This is a genomic window from Candidatus Methanomethylophilaceae archaeon, from assembly GCA_017524805.1.
Classification (GTDB): Archaea; Thermoplasmatota; Thermoplasmata; order Methanomassiliicoccales; family Methanomethylophilaceae; genus Methanoprimaticola.
Genome location: JAFXUX010000006.1, coordinates 1 through 17230, shown reverse-complemented (window position 1 = coordinate 17230; position 17230 = coordinate 1). Strand labels below are relative to the sequence as shown.

At 56.1% G+C, this 17230-nt stretch carries 13 protein-coding genes and 1 pseudogene; 11 read left to right on the top strand and 3 right to left on the bottom strand.

Annotated features, from left to right (window positions below; translation table 11 throughout):
• Positions 1–5: 5 nt before the first annotated feature.
• Both IKP20_01070 and IKP20_01065 read left to right on the top strand, forming a co-directional pair.
• Positions 6–1193 (top strand): redox-regulated ATPase YchF, encoded by a 1188-nt coding sequence (locus IKP20_01070; GenBank protein ID MBR4503567.1) that lies wholly within the window; start codon positions 6–8, stop codon positions 1191–1193.
• A 5-nt stretch (positions 1194–1198) separates the two neighbouring features.
• Positions 1199–3586, top strand: coding sequence for a DNA polymerase II (locus IKP20_01065; protein MBR4503566.1), 2388 nt, complete (start codon positions 1199–1201; stop codon positions 3584–3586).
• 41 nt (positions 3587–3627) lie between these two features.
• Here IKP20_01065 and IKP20_01060 read toward each other — a convergent pair.
• Both IKP20_01060 and ilvC read right to left on the bottom strand, forming a co-directional pair.
• Positions 3628–3987 (bottom strand): annotated as a pseudogene (locus IKP20_01060) (AfsR family transcriptional regulator).
• Positions 3988–4005: 18 nt separating this feature from the next.
• Positions 4006–4992: a ketol-acid reductoisomerase gene (ilvC, locus tag IKP20_01055; protein ID MBR4503565.1), complete on the bottom strand. Its 987-nt coding sequence runs from the start codon at positions 4990–4992 to the stop codon at positions 4006–4008.
• A gap of 120 nt (positions 4993–5112) precedes the next feature.
• Between ilvC and IKP20_01050 the strand changes: the two genes are divergently transcribed.
• The 7 genes from IKP20_01050 to IKP20_01020 all read left to right on the top strand — a co-directional run bounded on the left by IKP20_01050 (position 5113) and on the right by IKP20_01020 (position 12332).
• Positions 5113–5550, top strand: coding sequence for a winged helix-turn-helix transcriptional regulator (locus IKP20_01050; GenBank protein ID MBR4503564.1), 438 nt, complete (start codon positions 5113–5115; stop codon positions 5548–5550).
• 134 nt (positions 5551–5684) lie between these two features.
• Positions 5685–7238, top strand: coding sequence for an MFS transporter (locus IKP20_01045; GenBank protein ID MBR4503563.1), 1554 nt, complete (start codon positions 5685–5687; stop codon positions 7236–7238).
• 131 nt (positions 7239–7369) lie between these two features.
• Complete coding sequence (locus tag IKP20_01040) at positions 7370–8173, top strand: hypothetical protein (GenBank protein ID MBR4503562.1); 804 nt, start codon at positions 7370–7372, stop codon at positions 8171–8173.
• A gap of 200 nt (positions 8174–8373) precedes the next feature.
• Complete coding sequence (locus IKP20_01035) at positions 8374–9711, top strand: hypothetical protein (GenBank protein ID MBR4503561.1); 1338 nt, start codon at positions 8374–8376, stop codon at positions 9709–9711.
• Positions 9708–10274 (top strand): cysteine hydrolase, encoded by a 567-nt coding sequence (locus IKP20_01030; GenBank protein MBR4503560.1) that lies wholly within the window; start codon positions 9708–9710, stop codon positions 10272–10274. The genes IKP20_01035 and IKP20_01030 overlap by 4 nt, the downstream gene beginning before the upstream one ends.
• 135 nt (positions 10275–10409) lie before the next feature.
• Positions 10410–10802 carry a sel1 repeat family protein gene (locus IKP20_01025; GenBank protein ID MBR4503559.1) on the top strand — a complete coding sequence of 131 codons (393 nt, stop codon included), beginning with the start codon at positions 10410–10412 and terminating at the stop codon, positions 10800–10802.
• Between the two features lie 3 nt (positions 10803–10805).
• Entirely contained in the window at positions 10806–12332 is a 1527-nt protein-coding gene (locus IKP20_01020; protein MBR4503558.1) for an SEL1-like repeat protein, read from the top strand.
• A 161-nt stretch (positions 12333–12493) separates the two neighbouring features.
• Here the strand turns inward: IKP20_01020 and IKP20_01015 are convergent, their stop codons facing one another.
• On the bottom strand, positions 12494–13471 hold the full coding sequence (locus tag IKP20_01015; protein MBR4503557.1) for a hypothetical protein: 978 nt from the start codon (positions 13469–13471) through the stop codon (positions 12494–12496).
• Positions 13472–14302: 831 nt separating this feature from the next.
• Between IKP20_01015 and IKP20_01010 the strand changes: the two genes are divergently transcribed.
• Positions 14303–14587 carry a hypothetical protein gene (locus IKP20_01010; GenBank protein MBR4503556.1) on the top strand — a complete coding sequence of 95 codons (285 nt, stop codon included), beginning with the start codon at positions 14303–14305 and terminating at the stop codon, positions 14585–14587.
• A gap of 499 nt (positions 14588–15086) precedes the next feature.
• Entirely contained in the window at positions 15087–17096 is a 2010-nt protein-coding gene (locus IKP20_01005; GenBank protein MBR4503555.1) for a leucine-rich repeat domain-containing protein, read from the top strand.
• Positions 17097–17230 lie beyond the last annotated feature (134 nt).

Below are 17230 nucleotides of genomic sequence, written 5' to 3'. Positions count from 1 at the left end.
ATCTCATGCAAATCGGAATAGTAGGGAAGCCGAACGTCGGGAAATCCACATTCTTCGGGGCCGCAACCATGGCTCCAGTGGAGATCGCCAACTATCCCTTCACGACAATAGAGCCCAACAAAGGCGTCGGATACGTCCGTGCTCCATGCCCGTGCAAAGGGCTCGGGGTCACCTGCACCCCGCACAATTCGCTCTGCGTCAACGGCACTAGGATGATTCCGGTCGAGCTTCTGGATGTGGCCGGGCTGGTGCCTGACGCCTGGCAGGGCAAAGGCCTTGGGAACCAGTTCTTGGACGACCTCAGACAGGCAGACGCGCTCATAAACGTCGTCGACGTCAGCGGTTCCACAGATATCGAGGGTGTGCCCGGAGAGCCTGGGTCCCATGATCCCACCGAGGACATCCTGTTCCTCAGGACCGAGATCGAATGCTGGATGAGAGAGATAATCAAGAACGGCTTCTCCAAGATCGCCAGGCAGGCGAGGATGCAGGGCAGCAAGCCGGAGGCCATACTCCACGAGAGGCTCGCAGGGCTCAACGTCACCGAGCAGCAGGTCAAGGACGCGCTCAGAGAGGCTCCTCTGCCTGACGACCCTACCCAGTGGGACGACGAATCGCTGCTGAGGCTGTGCAAAGAGATCAGGAAGAGGTCCAAGCCGATGATCGCCGCCATGAACAAGGCGGACATCGCGCCGGAGGGCAACATCGAGAAGGTCGAAGCCATAAACGACATCTGCGTCGTGACCATGGCCGAGACGGAGCTGGCGCTGAAGAGGGCCGCCGCGGCAGGTCTGGTCGAATATGTGCCCGGAGATCCCACCTTCAAGGTGGTGGAGGGGAAGAAGCTCACCGACGCCCAGAGGAAAGGCCTGGAGTACATGAAGGCCAACATGGACAAGTACGGCGGCACCGGAGTGCAGAAATGCTTGGAGGACGCCGCCTACAAGATGCTGGGCCTGATAGCCGTATATCCGGTGGAAGACGAGAACAAGTTCACCGACCACTTCGGAAGGGTGCTGCCGGATGCTTTCCTGGTTCCCCGCGGCACGACCGCCAGGGATTTCGCGTACAAGATCCACACCGATCTGGGCGACAAATTCATCCGCGCCGTGAACGCCCGCACCAAACGCACCGTGGGCGCCGACTACGAGCTTCAGGACGGCGACATCATAAGGATAGTCGCGAACAAGTGATCCATATGGGAACCTGGGACCTTAGGCTGATAGGATCTTCCTTCGTCCAAGACGGGGGCGGCGCTTGCATCGAGCTCTTCGGAAGGGCGAGGACGGGCGAGTCCGTGACGGTCTTGGCCTCCGGGTTCAAGCCATATTTCTTCGTGGTCGATCCCGCGCCTGAGCTCAAGGATCTGCTGCCCAAGGAGGAAGGGATAGAGTCCGCCGAGCCCGACAGGCTGCTGTACAAGTCCGAGGTGCACGACGTCCTCAAGGTGACTTTCAGCGACCCCCGCAAGCTGTCCGAATGGAGGAACGCCATCAGGAAGAAGAACAGGATCCTGTCCGGGGACATACCCCATCACCACCGTTTCTTCTACGACAACGATATGGGCGCGTGCATAAGGGTCACCGGGAAGCCGTCCGATAGGCAATACGGCACCGACGTCGTCATCGAGATGGAATCCTTCGAGAACATAGAGGCGTTCGATCCCGGGCTCAGGATACTCTCCTTCGACGTCGAGAACAGCGTAGAGCACGACACGCTCTATACGATATGCGCCGTCATACACGACAGGGACGGCATAAGAGCCTGCGAGCCCGCGGTCGGGACCGAGGAAGAGATTATCCGGGCGTTCGCGGAGATCATCAGGAAAGAGGATCCCGATGTGATCACGGGATACAACATCGACAACTACGACATAAGGAAGATCGACGAAAGGGCGAAGGCCTGCAAAGTCAGGGATCCGATGCCGTGGGGGCGCGACGGAAGCCAGCCGAGGCTCGTCAACGACAGGTTCTGGAGGGTCAAAGGCAGAGTGATATGCGATGCCTGGTGGGCGGTCCGCAGGGAGCTCAGGCCCAAGCAGGAGACGCTCAACGCCGTTTCCATGCAGATTTTAGGGGAGCAGAAGCTGGACGTCGATCCGAAGCATATGGACAGGGAATGGGCCGAGAACCCCGGGAAGGTCAAGGAATACTGCATCAAGGATGCCGAGCTCGCGCTTCGCATTCTCATAGAGGTGGGGACGGTCCGCAAAGGGATGGACCTGTCCTACGTGTCCAAGCTTACTCTGGAGGACGTGCTGACCTCAGGCTCATCACAGCTGGTGGATTCCCTTCTGATACGCATGGCCGACAGGAACAAAGTCGGCGTTCCTCCGATGGGCGCCAGGACGTCGTCCGGGGAGCAGATCGAAGGGGGATACGTCCACAGCATGACCCCAGGTCTGTATCATTGGGTGTGCGTCCTCGACTTCAAATCCATGTATCCGTCGCTGATCATCGCGAAGAACATCTGCTTCACCACGCTGTCTCCCGACGGGGAGATCAAGAGCCCGTCCGGAGCCAGGTTCATGTCCAAGGAGAGGAGGGTCGGGCTTCTGCCGCAGCTCCTTTCCGATCTGATGAACGAGAGGGACAGCATAAAGAAGAGGATGAAGCAGACGTCTGATGACCATGAGAAGCATTATCTGGACGGTCTGCAGGCAGCGGTCAAGGTCCTGATGAATACGTTCTACGGGGTCTTCGCTTCCTCGTTCTACCGTTTCACCGACAAGAGCATAGGCTCTGCGATAACGTCGTTCGCCAGATCCAACATCAAAGGGATAATAGAGACGGTGGAGTCGGAGGGCATCTCCGTAATCTATTCCGATACCGACTCGGTTTTCATGCAGTCTCCCGACCATACGCTGGAAGGTGCCGTGAATTTCGGCGGAAAGATGGCCGACCGTTTCTCCAAGGACGGCGGGATACTGGAGTTCGAGAAGCTTCTGGAGCCGATGTTCACCCACGGGATGAAGAAGAGGTACGTGGGGAAGGTGGTCTGGCCGGAGGCTTCCGACGAGCTTCTTGTGAGAGGCTACGAGATGCGCCGCTCCGATTCGTTCGACCTTCAGAGCGACCTTCTGGCCGGGCTGTTCGAGAAGATCCTCGCCGAGGAGAATTCGGAGGCGCTGGAAACCGTCAGACGCACGGTCCAAAACACGCTGAAAGGGGAAGTCCCTATCGGAAGCTTGGTGATCTCCAGGACGTGCAAGGGATTGGACGCATACGAGAATCCGGAGAGGATGGCCAACGTCCAGGCTGCCAGGAAGATGATAGATAGAGGATACGAGTTCATACCGGGGATGAAGGTCTCATGGATAGTGACCGATGGGAGCAGCACCCCGCAGAAGGTGGAGCCTTACGTCAGCGGCGTTCCGTTCGTCGGGAAGCCGGATTACAGGTATTATGCCGAGCGCATCGCCCAGACAGCGTCCCGTATAACAGAAGTCTTCGGATGGACTGAGAAGGACCTTATGACAGGGAACCAGCAGGCCGATCTCTTCTCTTTCGCGCCGAAGGAGAAGGGGAACAAGGCGAAGGCTTCGAAGCCATCCGCCAAAGTCAAAAAGCTGGATGATTTCTTCTGAAATGGGGTTCCCGGCGGTCGCAGCACAGGCGACAGGACTATCCTCTGCCTGTCTCCGATGCGATCCATTCCGGAGCAGTCCCCGATCATCTTTCCGATCTTTATGACGGGGTAAGGGGCGACAGGTTTGCCATCCTCCCCGCTCAGGGGAGTCGGGCCGAAGAAGACGCAGAATGCGCCGGGGCCGGGCCAATAGGCGATGTCCCCGATCTCCAATTTGGTAACGCGGTTTTCCTTGGGCAGGACGGCATCCAGGGGCAATTCGCAGTACATCATGCCCCCCAGCATGTTCGTCTCAAGGGTGACGGGCGGGGAGAGCCATATGGCATTCGATATGTCCGAATGGTCGAGATCGCCGCGGAATTCCCCGGCATGGACGCACCTTATGGATATCTCGCTCATATCTCTCCCCTTCCGCCTTCAGTTCTTTCTCTCGAAGAGCTTGCGGATCTCTCTTCCGGTTACTTCGAGCTGGAGCTGCTTCTCTTTCTCTTCCATGGCTTTGAGGTTGACGAGGCCGTCGGCCCACTCCTTTCTCCACTGGTCTTTGAAGGTTCCGTTCTCGATCTCGGTGAGGATCTCCTTCATGGCCTTCTTGGACTGGTCGGTGACGACCCTCTCCCTTCTGGTCATGCCGCCATATTCCGCAGTGTTGGAGACCACATGCCACATGAGCTCGAATCCGCCCTTGTTGATGAGGTCGACGATGAGTTTGGTCTCGTGCAGAACCTCGAAATAGGCCATCTCGGGAGGGTACCCGCCTTCGACGAGGGTCTCGAACCCTTTCTTGATGAGTTCCGTCTGGCCTCCGCAGAGGACCGACTGCTCTCCGAACAGGTCGGTGTAGGTCTCGTTGTCGAAAGTGGTTTCGAACACTCCGGCACGGGTGGCCCCGAGCCCTTTCGCGAGTCCGAGGGCAATCTTTTTGGCGTTTCCGGTGACGTCCTGGTGGATGCATATCAGGGCAGGCACTCCGAATCCCTCGGTGAAGACGATCCTTTCCATGTCTCCGGGGGCTTTGGGCGCCATCATGATGACATCCACGTCTTTGGGCGGGACTATGAGCTTGTATGTTATGGCGAATCCATGCGCGAATTCGAGGGCCGCTCCTTTCTTGAGGTTGGGCTTCACATATTCTTTGTAGATGTCAGGCTGGATTTCGTCCGGAAGGAGCATGAGGACGACGTCGGCGCCTTTCACCGCGTCTGCGAACTCGGCGACTTTGAGGCCGTCTTCCTTCGCTTTCTCCCAGGATTTCCCGTTTTTTCTGACGCCCACGGTGACGTCGATGCCGGAGTCGTGGAAGCAGAGGGCCTGCGCCCTTCCTTGCGCTCCGTATCCGAGGACGGCAACTTTTTTGCCGTCGAATATCGAAAGGTCCGCATCTTTGTCGTGATAAAGCTGCATATTTCGCACCTGAGGACGGTATTAGACAATCCCCACATAAAGATTGATGGTTGCTATTATAAACTCATACATCTTCAACGAATTATGGATGATTATTCGCTTGCTCAATTTCACCAATTCTTGGACATAATGTCCAGGTGCGTGCGTACCGTCAGCTCAGAGAAGGCCGAGGAATGCGGCTTCAAGTACTATTACATACCGTTTTTGCTGGCGATCAGGGAGCATCCATGCATATCCCAGAAGAGCCTGTGCGAATGCATCCCACTAGACAAATCCAGGGTTTCCATCGTCGTCCGCGAGCTCATACGCTGCGGATACGTCAGGAATGACAGCACCGGAAAAGTGTGGTCGATAAGTTTGACCCCTTCGGGGGAGGTTGTTTCGAAGAAAGCGGGGGAGATCGTCGACGATCTGAACGAAAGGCTTTTCACAGGGATACCTGAGGAAGATCTGAAGGTTTTCTTGAGTGTGATGTCGAAGGTCGCCGAACGCGCCGATGAAATATCTGCCGGGAGCATTTATGAGCCATATGTGGCGGATATCCGCGAGAACAGCTGACGTTACCGGGCCAGTCGCCACGGTTCTGAATCGATCTTCGCTTACCTACAAATATCAGAAGGAAATGTCCGTCCGTAATTCAGATGGCAGCCGAACAGATAACCTACAAAAACATAGATCCCAAGGTCCGCAAGATGATAATGCTGGGCCTCGGGCTCGCCATGCTCATCGCGTGCTTCGACGGGACCATCGTCGGCACGTGCGCGCCGAGAATCATAGAAGATCTCCATGGCGCGGAGCTTTATGCATGGATGATCACGGCATATATGCTGTGTGAGACCGTGATGATCCCCATTTCAGGGAAGCTTTCGGATCTCTACGGAAGGAAGCCGCTTTTCCTCATCGGACTCACCATCTTCGTGGCGGGATCGTTCCTGGCCGGGCTGTCCACCAGCATGGAGATGTTCATCGCCTGCCGTGCTATCCAAGGGTTGGGCGGAGGTATCCTGATACCCGTCGCCACCGCCGCCGTGGCAGATCTATATTCCCCGCGCGAGAGGGCTAGGATGCAGGGGATGCTCGGCGCCATCTTCGGGATCGGAAGCGGAATAGGCCCCCTTATCGGAGGGTACATAACCGAGTACATCAGCTGGCATTGGATATTCTACATCAACATCCCGATGGCCGCGGCCGCATACGTGCTGACGATCAAGAAGTTCCCCACGCCCATCAGCGATTCCGCATCGGTCAGGATAGACAAGGTGGGTATCGCTCTCCTGTCTGTAATGCTCATCGACGTTCTGCTCTTCTTCCAGTTCGGAGGGGACAAATTCGATTGGTTCAGCATCACATCGTTCGCCATGGTGGCCCTCGCTTTGGCGCTCATCGCGCTGTTCGTCATCAATGAGAGGAGAGTTCCAGAGCCCATCATCGCGCCCCATCTGATCCACAACAGCGTGGTCGTCAAGGCGGCTCTTTTCATGTTCATCTTCGGGATAGCCATGATGGGAGCCATGACCTACGCATCGATGTTCTCGATCTACGTTCTTGGGTACTCCGTCTTGGATTCGGCGTATTATTCCTTGGCATTGGTCGCAGGCATGATGATCACTTCGCTGTCCAGCGGAGCTCTGCTCGAAAAGACCGGATATAGGCTGTGGCTTTGCTCCGGGCCCGTCATCGCTTTCGCAGGGCTCTATCTGATGTCCCAGATGACAGTCGGGACCACCGTTGGGTACTACGTCATGTCTCTGTTCATCCTCGGTTTCGGCCTCGGATGTTTCATAGGCGTCATCATGACTGCCGTCCAGAACAGCTCCGAGAATTCCGAGATAGGGATGACGACGTCCGCCGTCAATCTCATCAGGTCGGTAGGCGCGACCATAGGGAGCGCGATCTTCGCGATGGTCATATCCAACAAGATCGACGGCGAGCTGTTCAAGCTTCTGCCAGAGGCCGTTTACGACATCGTCCCCCACAACACCGGCGTGCTGGATTCGCTGCTCGACCCGGAGTTCTGGGCGCAGGTAGCCATTCTCGTGCCCGATCAGGTTAACCAGGTCGCAGGCGAGATCCTTCTGGCCTTCGCCAACAGCGTGGATTTCGCGTTCCTCACCGGAGGCGTGCTAATTCTTCTGCTGGTCTTCATAGGGATCATCTTCAAGGTGAAGAAGCCCTCGGAAATCGGCTCTGACGTTCTAATCCCCGAAGGTGACGCGATCGCCGACGACTCTCAGAGAGCCGAATGAAATCATTTCCCCGCCTCGGGCCATCCGCGGCGGGATATTACAAAATATTATTCGTTTAGTTTTTTTCGAAACGCACATAATGGCGAATCCAAATCGATACCGCAATAACCTATCCCTTGCATTCGGATTCCATGGAGGACATGAGCATAGCGTTGTCATGCATGAGGTCCGAAGCGGGCAACATCGCCGGGAACCTCGATTCCATGCTGAGGAAAATAGAGGAGGCGAAGATGCTAGGGGCGGACATGATAGTCTTCCCGGAGCTTTCGCTGACAGGGTATGCAGTGTCGTCCGGCAAGATCGTCGAGACGGGCGAGTATTCCTCTGAGTTCAGGAGATTGGTCGCGGCGTCCATGGATATCTGCATCTGTTTCGGCTACGTGGATTACGAAGGCCATATAGTCCAAGCCATCGCCGAGAGGGGTAAGATAGTCGGCGAATACTGGAAGACGCATCTGGGCGACGCCGAATCCGAGAGGATTGTGCCGGGAGATTCATTGGACGTCATATACACGAAAAAGGCGGTTTTCGGCATACAGCTGTGCTGGGAATCGCATTTCCCCGACATCACCCGCACATACGCGCAGAACGGTGCGGATGTAGTTCTTATGCCGACGGCCTCTTCCCTTCCGCCCCAGCGCAGGATGGACATCTGGAACAGGACGCTTCCGGCCAGAGCTTACGACAATTCGGTGTATGTTGTGGCTGTCAACGCTTCCGGAGACAACGGTTGCGGCGTGAATTTCGGCGGGTGCGCCATGGTCTTGGATCCCTTCGGGAAGGTCATCGCGCAGGATTCCTCCGGCGACGAGGCCAGATTGGTCACGGATCTACGCAAGGAACCGCTTGAGCTCATAAGAGAGGGCGACGGATACGTCACGATGAGGAACGTTTATTATCTTGACAGAAGGCGTCCGGAACTCTACCGGGAATGAGTTTTGGTATACGGCCGGCCCGTGTGATACTACTTTTTTGCCACTGGACTTTTCGCGGGCCGGTTTTGGTTTCACTCTTTCTTTATTATCCGCCTCCTTTTGTTGCCTAAATTTAGGAATACCTAAATATTATATAAATTTAGTCTTTCCTAAAAACACTGCCCTAGAATTATCTTATAAACAAACGGCGTTTTATGGGCATGGACGGATTCGTCGGTCGGAGCGATTATCTGGATTATTTGGAGAGCCTGTACAAAGCAGCCCCTCAGAGCTGCGCCATATATGGAAGGAAGCGTCTGGGGAAGACCGCCTTGCTTCAGAAATTCTGCGAGTACAAGCGCCACATATATATTTCCGGCTTCAACGGCCCAAAATCGGATCTGCTGCGCAATATCGAGGAGGCTGTCGGGAGATGCTCCGGCGAGAAAGAGCATATCGAAGATGAGGATGAGCTGTTCGACCGCCTCAAACAGATATGCACGAAAAGGACTGTGGTCATCCTCGACAATTATTCCGAGCTTATGGCCCAGTTCCCGCACATGTACAGCGCTCTCTCCAGATTCCTCTCCCGCGACATAAAGGAAACCAAGATCTTCCTTATCGCGTGCGATACCGACAGCTCCATCTTCGGCAGGATAACGAATCCGAAAGAGATCAGGCCCATGAACTATCTGGAATGTGCGGGATTCCATCCGGAGTTCGGGCCGATCCAGCAGCTCAAGGCTTACGCGATCGTCGGAGGGACGCCCGCATACCAGCATCTTCTGGCCGGCGATCCTGAGGATGCAATAAGGGATCAGTTCATAGGCAAGATGTCTGTGTTTTCTCTGGAAGTCGAATCCACCATGTCCGATGTGGCCCCGAAGGGGGATTGCATCAGGGTACTCTACGCGATGGCCTCCGGGGCGGAATCCCCGAAAGAGATCCAGTCAAGGTCCGGGCTGTCAGCAGGCCAGTGCCAGAAGGCGATCGCTGAGATGGAGAACAGAGGGATGGTATCCCGCGAATTCTCCGATTTCGACAAAAGGAATTGGGTGTGCGTTTTCTCCAGCAATATTCTGAGATTCTACTTCACCGTGATAACGAAGTGCAGGCTCGGAGACGATTTCTTCTCCGAGGACAAGGCATTCGTCGCGGCTTTGGATGCTTTGGAGCCTTATCTTTCCGATATATTCAGGACCATCACCAAAGAATACGTCAAAATACACTACAACACCATATCTGTCGGGAAGGTTCGCGGCGGAGGTCCTTCCGGGCCGGATGCCGATTACGCCGTCATCGCGAGGGACGCAGATGGGCGCATGGTGAACATATGCACCCTGTCCAGGTTCCACGGGGACCCCATGGATATGCGCGATTTCAAGAGGCTTCAGAGCGGCTCCAAAAAGATTAAGATAGACAATAAGCTCATTTTGATGCTGTTCTCTGGGTGCGGATTCGCGGATGATCTCAAGGAAATGGCAAATTCGAGGGAGGATGTCGTTCTGGTCGCTTTGGAAGAGATGTATGAGCCGATTTCTATGGAGGTGCAGATATGAAAGCCGAATCCATATGGGGCAAGAAGATGGCGATGATAGTCATCGACCCCCAGCGCAAATTCTCGCTCCCGGTTGCGGATTGGAAGGAGCGCATGGAACCCGCCGTAGAGGCGATCAACGAATACGCAAGGATTTTCCGCAAATATGGCGCCCCGGTGATATTCGTCGGATTCGTCGGCCCGTCCCATTGCGGCTACGAAGGCGACGACGGCGACGAATGGCTTCAGGGGTTGGAAGTGGAGGATTCAGATATAATCGTCCGCAAGGAGCATATGAATTGCTTCAAGGAGACCGATCTGGAGGATATCCTGTCGAAGAACGGCATCGACTGCGTCCTATTCGCCGGGATGCTGACGGAGTTCTGCGTGATTACCACCTATTATGGGGCCGGCGAGAGGGGCATATGCCCGTATCTGGGAAAAGACGCGACGATCCCATACAACCAAGAGGGGAACAAGGCTGCCGAGGTCATATGCAGCGTCGTTGAGGCCGATACGCTCAGGAAATATCTGTCCGGAGAGCAGCCGGAGCCGGTTTGGCCCTATGAGAAAGGCCATCATTGAGGCGCCCGATCGGCCGTCGTAATCGGATCGGTCCAAGTCAGCGGAAGCCAGAGCGGCAGCGATCGTTGCGATGCCCATCCGATCCGCAGAAGGCGGGAAGCAAGGGCGAAATACGTTTTTTGCCATCCGTCCCTCATGAAAGATGTTTCCGCGGTGGTGGGGTGGCTGCTGGAAGGCGGCGGGAAGGATTCGGAGATGTCGTCCCGTTTGGCGGCCAGGATGGGCGAATGGTCAGGTTTCTTCGGCACGGACGAGGAAACGTTGGATTTTTTGGCCGAGGCGTCCGGAGATGGGGACCGCGACGCGCAATGCATGATGGGGCTGGCATTCGAGCATGGCTTGGGGGTCCGTCCCAGTCTGATCGAAGCTATAAGGTGGTACGGTCTGGCTGCCGATGCGGGCGACGGGTTCGCCATGGAACGCGCCGGAAATCTCTGCCAGACATTGGGGATTGTCGGGGACGGGTTTTACGACGGCATGGACCTCTACGCTTTGGGCGCAGAGTATGGGAACGCGTTCTGTCTGTAGATGATGGCATTGAGGCATGAGAAGGAAGGGACGGAGGAGTCCTTCCGGAAAGCGCTGGAGCTGTATAAGAAAGCCGGAGACAGAGGCAACGCCATGGGATACCGCTGCTTGGCCAATCTTTACGAGAACGGGAAGGGCACCGAACAATCCTATGCGAAGGCCGCCGAATACTACGGGAAAGCCGCCGAAATGGGGCTGGACGTGGCGCAGTGCGATCTTGGCTATCTTTATGACCACGGCCTGGGCGTGGAGCAGTCCTACGAGAGAGCTATCGAGCTGTACTCAGAAGCGGCGGCCACGAAATACCCCCGGGCTATGAACAACCTGGGGCTCTTATATTTCAGCGGGCTCGGGACGGAGAAATCTTACGAGAAGGCTTTCGAGCTGTTCGAAATGGCCGCTGATGATGGGGATGCAGACGCGGCGAACAACGTCGGAATGATGTATCAGCACGGCCTGGGCGTGGATCAGTCCTACGATGATGCGCTGATCTGGTTTTCCAGGGCAGCCGATCAGGGCAATATCAGGGCGCAGTGCAATCTCGCTTCCATGTACAGGGATGGGGAAGGCGTGGAGAGGTCCTACGCAAAAGCCATCGAATTGTATTCCAAGGCCGCCGATCAAGGCGATCCGCGTTCCCAGTATCTTCTGGGCGGGATGTACGAGAGGGGCGAGGGCGTCGAAAAGTCCTGCGAGGAGGCTGTCAAGTGGTATGAGAGGGCCGCAGAAGGCGGGGATGCGGATGCCTGCTTCAATCTGGCCGTCTCGCTTTTCAACGGGGAAGGCATCGAGAAATCTTACGAGAGGGCTGCAGAATGGTATCGGAAAGGGGCTGAGCTCGGAGACCCATACTGCCAGAACAATCTGGGTTCTATGTATGAGGAGGGCGAGGGCGTCGAGCAATCCTGCGAGAAAGCTGCCGAGTTCTACGAGAAGGCCGTATCCCAGGGGCACATCAGGTCCTGCTACAATCTGGGGAGGCTTCTCCGCCTCGGGGAAGGCGTCGAGCAATCCTATGAGAGGGCGATTCCTCTGCTGGAGAAAGCGTTCGAAGGCAGGATGCTGGACGCCTCCAACGAACTGGGTCTCATCTATGAGGATGAGGAGTGGCCGGGCCATTCCGATATCAAGGCGGCGGAATGGTATAGGAAAGGGGCTGAGCTCGGAGATCCGCATTCGCAATTCTGTCTCGGTCTGATGTTCGTGGATGGGAAGGGTGTGCCGAAATCCGATGCGGAAGCCTTCAGATGGTTCTCCGAAGCGGCAGACCAAGGCCATCTCTCGGCTCAAAACAATCTCGGTTATATGTACGAGAACGGGATGGCAGCGGACAAATCCTATGAGAAGGCGGCGGAATGGTATCTGAAGGCAGCGGAAGGTGGCAATGCGCTGGCTCAGCTTCATATAGGGCGCTTCTTCGAGCAAGGGAAGGGAGTCCCGAAATCCCTGGAGGAAGCGAAGAGGTGGTATTCGGAATCCGCAGAGAACGGCAATGAGGAGGCCGCAGAGGAATTGGAACGCTTGTCATGACTGGGCACGAGTTTTGCCGGAGATCGTGCGATTTCCGGATCCCCCATTAGCGAATCCGATGGGGGACACTTTGAAATCTATTCTGTGCAGAATCGGTGGGCATGGAGAAGCCAATGGGCGTGCCATACTACGGAGATAAGGCTATACGGGTAAAAACGGCATCAAGCGGCAGGTTCGTCCGCTGAAGACTCCTGATTTTCGCGGTTCGCATCGGGGACATCGGTCTTCTTCGGCATCCTGGCAAAGCACTCCCTGGCTTTCAGGATTTTCTCCACTTCCGCGAGGACCTTTTCACGTTCTTCTTCATTCAGTTTCAATACTCTGATGGGATCCTCGATCGGCACTCCGCATTCGTCATGGACGCGCATGACCATCTCGGCCAGAGCAATGAATTCCCCTCTCTGTATGTTCTCCACTGCCTTCCCGAAATCGTAAGCAGGCTCTGCCATGCTCTTTCCATCGGCATACCCTCTCAGGTATCCGTGTAAGGTGGCGATCTCTTCCATTATGTTCAGATCGGCGGACAGCATGAACCTTTTTTCCAAGGCGTATACGGTCTCCTTCAATGTGAGATCCTTGTCGAATATCACGCCCAACAGGCCTGCGCCGTCCTTCATATTGCTGTCTTTGCTTGGGCCCAGGTTCAGGACTATGATATGCATGAATTCCTCTCCATTCTCGCCGAAGTATTCCTTGTCTTTGCGCATGCATCTTATGTTGTACGATGAGACGGTCCATCTGTTCTCTGCGGGTGGATCTATGACCACTGCTACGGAGCAATATCTCCGGATTCTGTCCGGGCTTTCGGAGAGGAATTCGTCCGGGTTTCTCTCGAACAGTTTTATCCCTTTGCGGGCGGCGATCGTCTCCGGACGCAGATTCCTGCCCGGAGATACGATGTAAGTGACCGTCATTTTGATTCTTCCTTCTTTGTTGGAGGATATGATATCCGTTTCACCAGAGAATTTCCGGAGTATCTGATAGTCCCCGTCGTCATTCACGAATGGCTCGCATCCTATGCCTGCGAAATACTTACGCGAGCAGGGTATGAACTCTTTCAGCAGTTTCACTATAGGGTCGGCAGATTCGCCTTCTGGATGCCCATTGTATGTTGTTCTTTTCGATCTCTTTTTGCTCATATGAATCCCGCAGCAACCAATCTGTGGCGCCTACTTAACCAGTGGTCGCTGTTTCCATCGAGGTTAGAATCTGGGCATCGCGCAGTTGAAACGGTGTTTGTATGGGAAATCATAGAGCAAGACTCCAAAATCGTCGCAGATAGTTGGAAGGTAACTATTCAGGACCTATCGTAATGATATTTTACTATAGTGTTACTGCGAAGGTCCTGAATAGTTACTCAGAACCTTCGTTCTGATGATGTTAGCTGAATAGAATCTGCTTTGGGTTTCTCGCCATCGAAATCGGAATCAACTGTCATGAGCGAGATGTCGAAGAGAAAATCGATAAAAGATGATATGGCAGCGAAGATGATGCAAAGGAACTAAGGCCGCACGAGGAAATCAAAAAAGAAAGAGGGGACAAGGACGTCCTTGGAGATATCCGAAAGCGAGTCGGGAGGGAATCCCATGGGAGAAGGAAAAAAAGAGCTGAGCGCCCGGACGGAGAGTTGAGGATAGTGGGCGAGATCAGGCACGATCCGATTCTTAGACCCGAGCATTCGGACTGTTTTATATTCGATTACCAGGAGGAGTATGCTCTTCTTCTCTGGGCTCTGCAGGAGAAGGTTGGTCTCACGTTCGAGGAGGCGACGTTCGTAGGGTGCGACTAGCTGAGAGCCGACTGGCCCTGGTTCTATGAAGAGATTTTCGGTATGGACTTAGACGAATACGGGGCATGGTTCGAATACTTCAAGTCTTAGCTGTCCGGAGTCGATCTCACCAAATACATCGGCAAGATCGAGCCGAATCTTTGTGAGGGCAACGGATACCAATGGTTCCGAGGAGGAAGCGATGAACAAGAAGGAGAGGGAGAGGAAGGTCAGGTACTGTACCCGTTTGTGGCTGCTGCAGGAGATCGCCGGATGCACGTTCCTGGAGGCGAGGGCGTACATCCGCAGGGAGAGGAACGAGACCGTCGCGTTCCTGGCGGAGGCATATTTGATCTCCGAGGACGACGTTCTGGCGGCTGCAGCGTCCGCCGAGGCGAAGGCTGCGGAGGTCGAGGCCAGAGGGGATTTTTTCCACGGGTACGGGCCCATGTATCCGGACCCCAATAAAAGAATAGACTGGCGATGACGCTTCGTCCTATATGGCATATAGGGCGGAAACTCGAAGAATTAAGCGCGTCAGCAAGTCGTCTTTCAAGGATGTGGCCGCCGGTATGAAGGACGGCAAGTCAATGGGCTTTGCAAGGAAGGAACCTCATCATCCTGATTGTAAGAAATGGGGAAAGTATTTTGAATGGCATTAGTAACAGGTGGGCCTGCCCGTTTTTGATGCCGCCCGAGCCAGATCGAAGGTTCCCGCTCCCAACAGGGACGATGCGGGCCCCGTTCGATGTTCGGTGGGGAACCGCGTTCTTTCCGCGGTCGACGCCGGTGGGGAGCGGCCCGCACGGAAGGGACTGAAATAATAGAATGATGTTTCAAACGTAATTCTGTTAATTCCTTTAACCTGTTAACACGGACGGACACAGCATCCGCTGAACCCCCGCCGCGGTTCGGTGCCGGGCGGCAGATCCGTCGGGCCGGGGATCATCGCTACCATTAAGTGCGCGCGAGGCGTGGCTTTTCCCATGGAACCAAGCACATTGAATCTGCGCGGCTTTCAGTGGGCATCGGCCGCCGCCATCGCATTGGCGATGATAGCTCTCGCGGCCGTCTCCCTCTCGGACGGCGCCGAGGCGCTGTCGGAAGGTGAAGAATTCACCGCGGACGACATCGTATACGAAGTGACTGACGAACATAGACAATACGTTAATATCATAGGTTACGTCGGCAGCCCCGTGCGCGTGGAAGGCACGGTGAGCTACGACGGTATCGACTGGACGGTGGAGTCCGTGGGGGAAGGCGTCTTCTGGGGCTGCGAGTTCCTGAGGGAGGTGAGCCTGCCCTCGGCGACAAGCGTGGGGGAAGACGCCTTCTGGGGCTGCGAGTTCCTGAGGGAGGTGAGCCTGCCCTCGGCGACAAGCGTGGGGGATAATGCATTCAGTCACTGCGAAAATCTGGCATACGTCAGGTTCTCCGATTCTCTGGATTATCTCGGGCCCGGTGCATTTGACGCATCCTTCTACAGCGGGGACACGGAGCTTGATGGAGACGCCGAAACCCTCCGCGGCAGGGAGTTCGTGGGCCCCGGCGACGGCAATCTGTACGAGGGGTTCTCGGAGGGCTCCGTGTGCTACGCCCTGCTCTCCGATGGCCGGGTATCCGCGGCAGGCTTCGTGGGGGCCCCCGAATCCCTGTCCGTGCCCTCGATGGTCAAGCACGGCGGCGCGGAATATTTTCCCGTGGCGATCGTCGAACGGGCCTTTGCGGAATGCGAAACCTTAGTGTCGGTCTCGATCGGCACCGAGGTCGCGTCCATCGGGGACAACGCCCTTGACAGCCCATATCTCGCGTCTATAGAGGTGCTCGGAGATAACGCGACTTTCGCGTCCGTGGACGGGGTCCTGTACGACAAAGAGGTATCCACGCTCCTGAAATTTCCCGCCTCGAAGCGGAGCCTCGACATACCGGCGACCGTCAAGGAGATAGCCTCCATGGCTTTCATGGGCGCCGGGGCCGCCCTGAAGGATGAGGACCCGGACGGCAATTACTTCCGTTACGTGAAGATCCCCGCCACCGTCACCACCATCGGGTACTACGCATTCTGCGGGAGCGCGCTCGAGTGCCTCAAGTTCTCGGGCGGCGAAGTGTCCATAGGCGATTACGCCTTCGCGGAATGCTACGGCCTCAATTACATCGTGTTCGGAGCGGATTTTGCGGAAGTCGGCAATGGCGCTTTCCTCTGGTGCAAATTCTATGATGAGAACGAAAGGCCGATGGATTTCAGCGCTGAAGCCATGGCCGGCCACAAGTTCACCGGTGTGGATGCCACCTGTCTCGAGCTGTACGTCCCGCCCCTCAGGGGGACCATCGTCTACGACGGCGTGAAGTACAGGATCACCGACAACGGGGCGGATTCCAAGATAGTGACCGCGGTCCGCCTGGCCGACGATGATGCGACCGATATCTTCGTCCCCGCGTCCATCAGCTACCTCGGGTTCGAATGGACCGTCACATCTATCGCGCCCAAAGCCTTCCTCAGGAACGGTTCCATCGTTTCGGTCATCTCCGAGGTGGACGTCGGCCGCAGCGCCTTCCACGGCTGCAGGAACCTCGCCTCAGTCACCCTGAACGGGGCGGCCTCCGTCGGTGCGTACGCCTTCTTCGGCTGCTCGTCCCTTGCGCGTGTCTACCTCGGCGGCGCCGACACCCTGGGCACCAGCGCCTTCAGCGGTTGCGGGTCCCTGGCTAGAATCGATCTGAGCGGGGTAGCATCTATCGGGAAGCACGCGTTCTTCGGGTGTGGGTCGCTGACATATGCAGGCCTGTCCTCTGTGGCGTTTATCGGGTACGGCGCGTTCACTGGGACCGATCTGGCTGAAGTGGGCTTCGGCGGCGATCTCTCCCATGTCGATTCCAAGGCGTTCTTCGGATACTCCTTCTTGGACGGGGACGGCGGCAAGATCATGGTAAACGCCGGGAAACTTGCCGGAAAACACTTCTCCGGCGGGGGGAAGGTCCTGACCCAGGGCCCCTGAGCTGCGAGGGCCGGGGCTTCCCGGCCCGGATCCCATCGAATGCATGGGGAGGCCGGCCTCCGGTTCAGGAGGGAAGGTCCGCCCCAGCGGAAGAAACTAAGGGGCCCGAAGGCCCCGTTTTGCGGCCGGGAAAC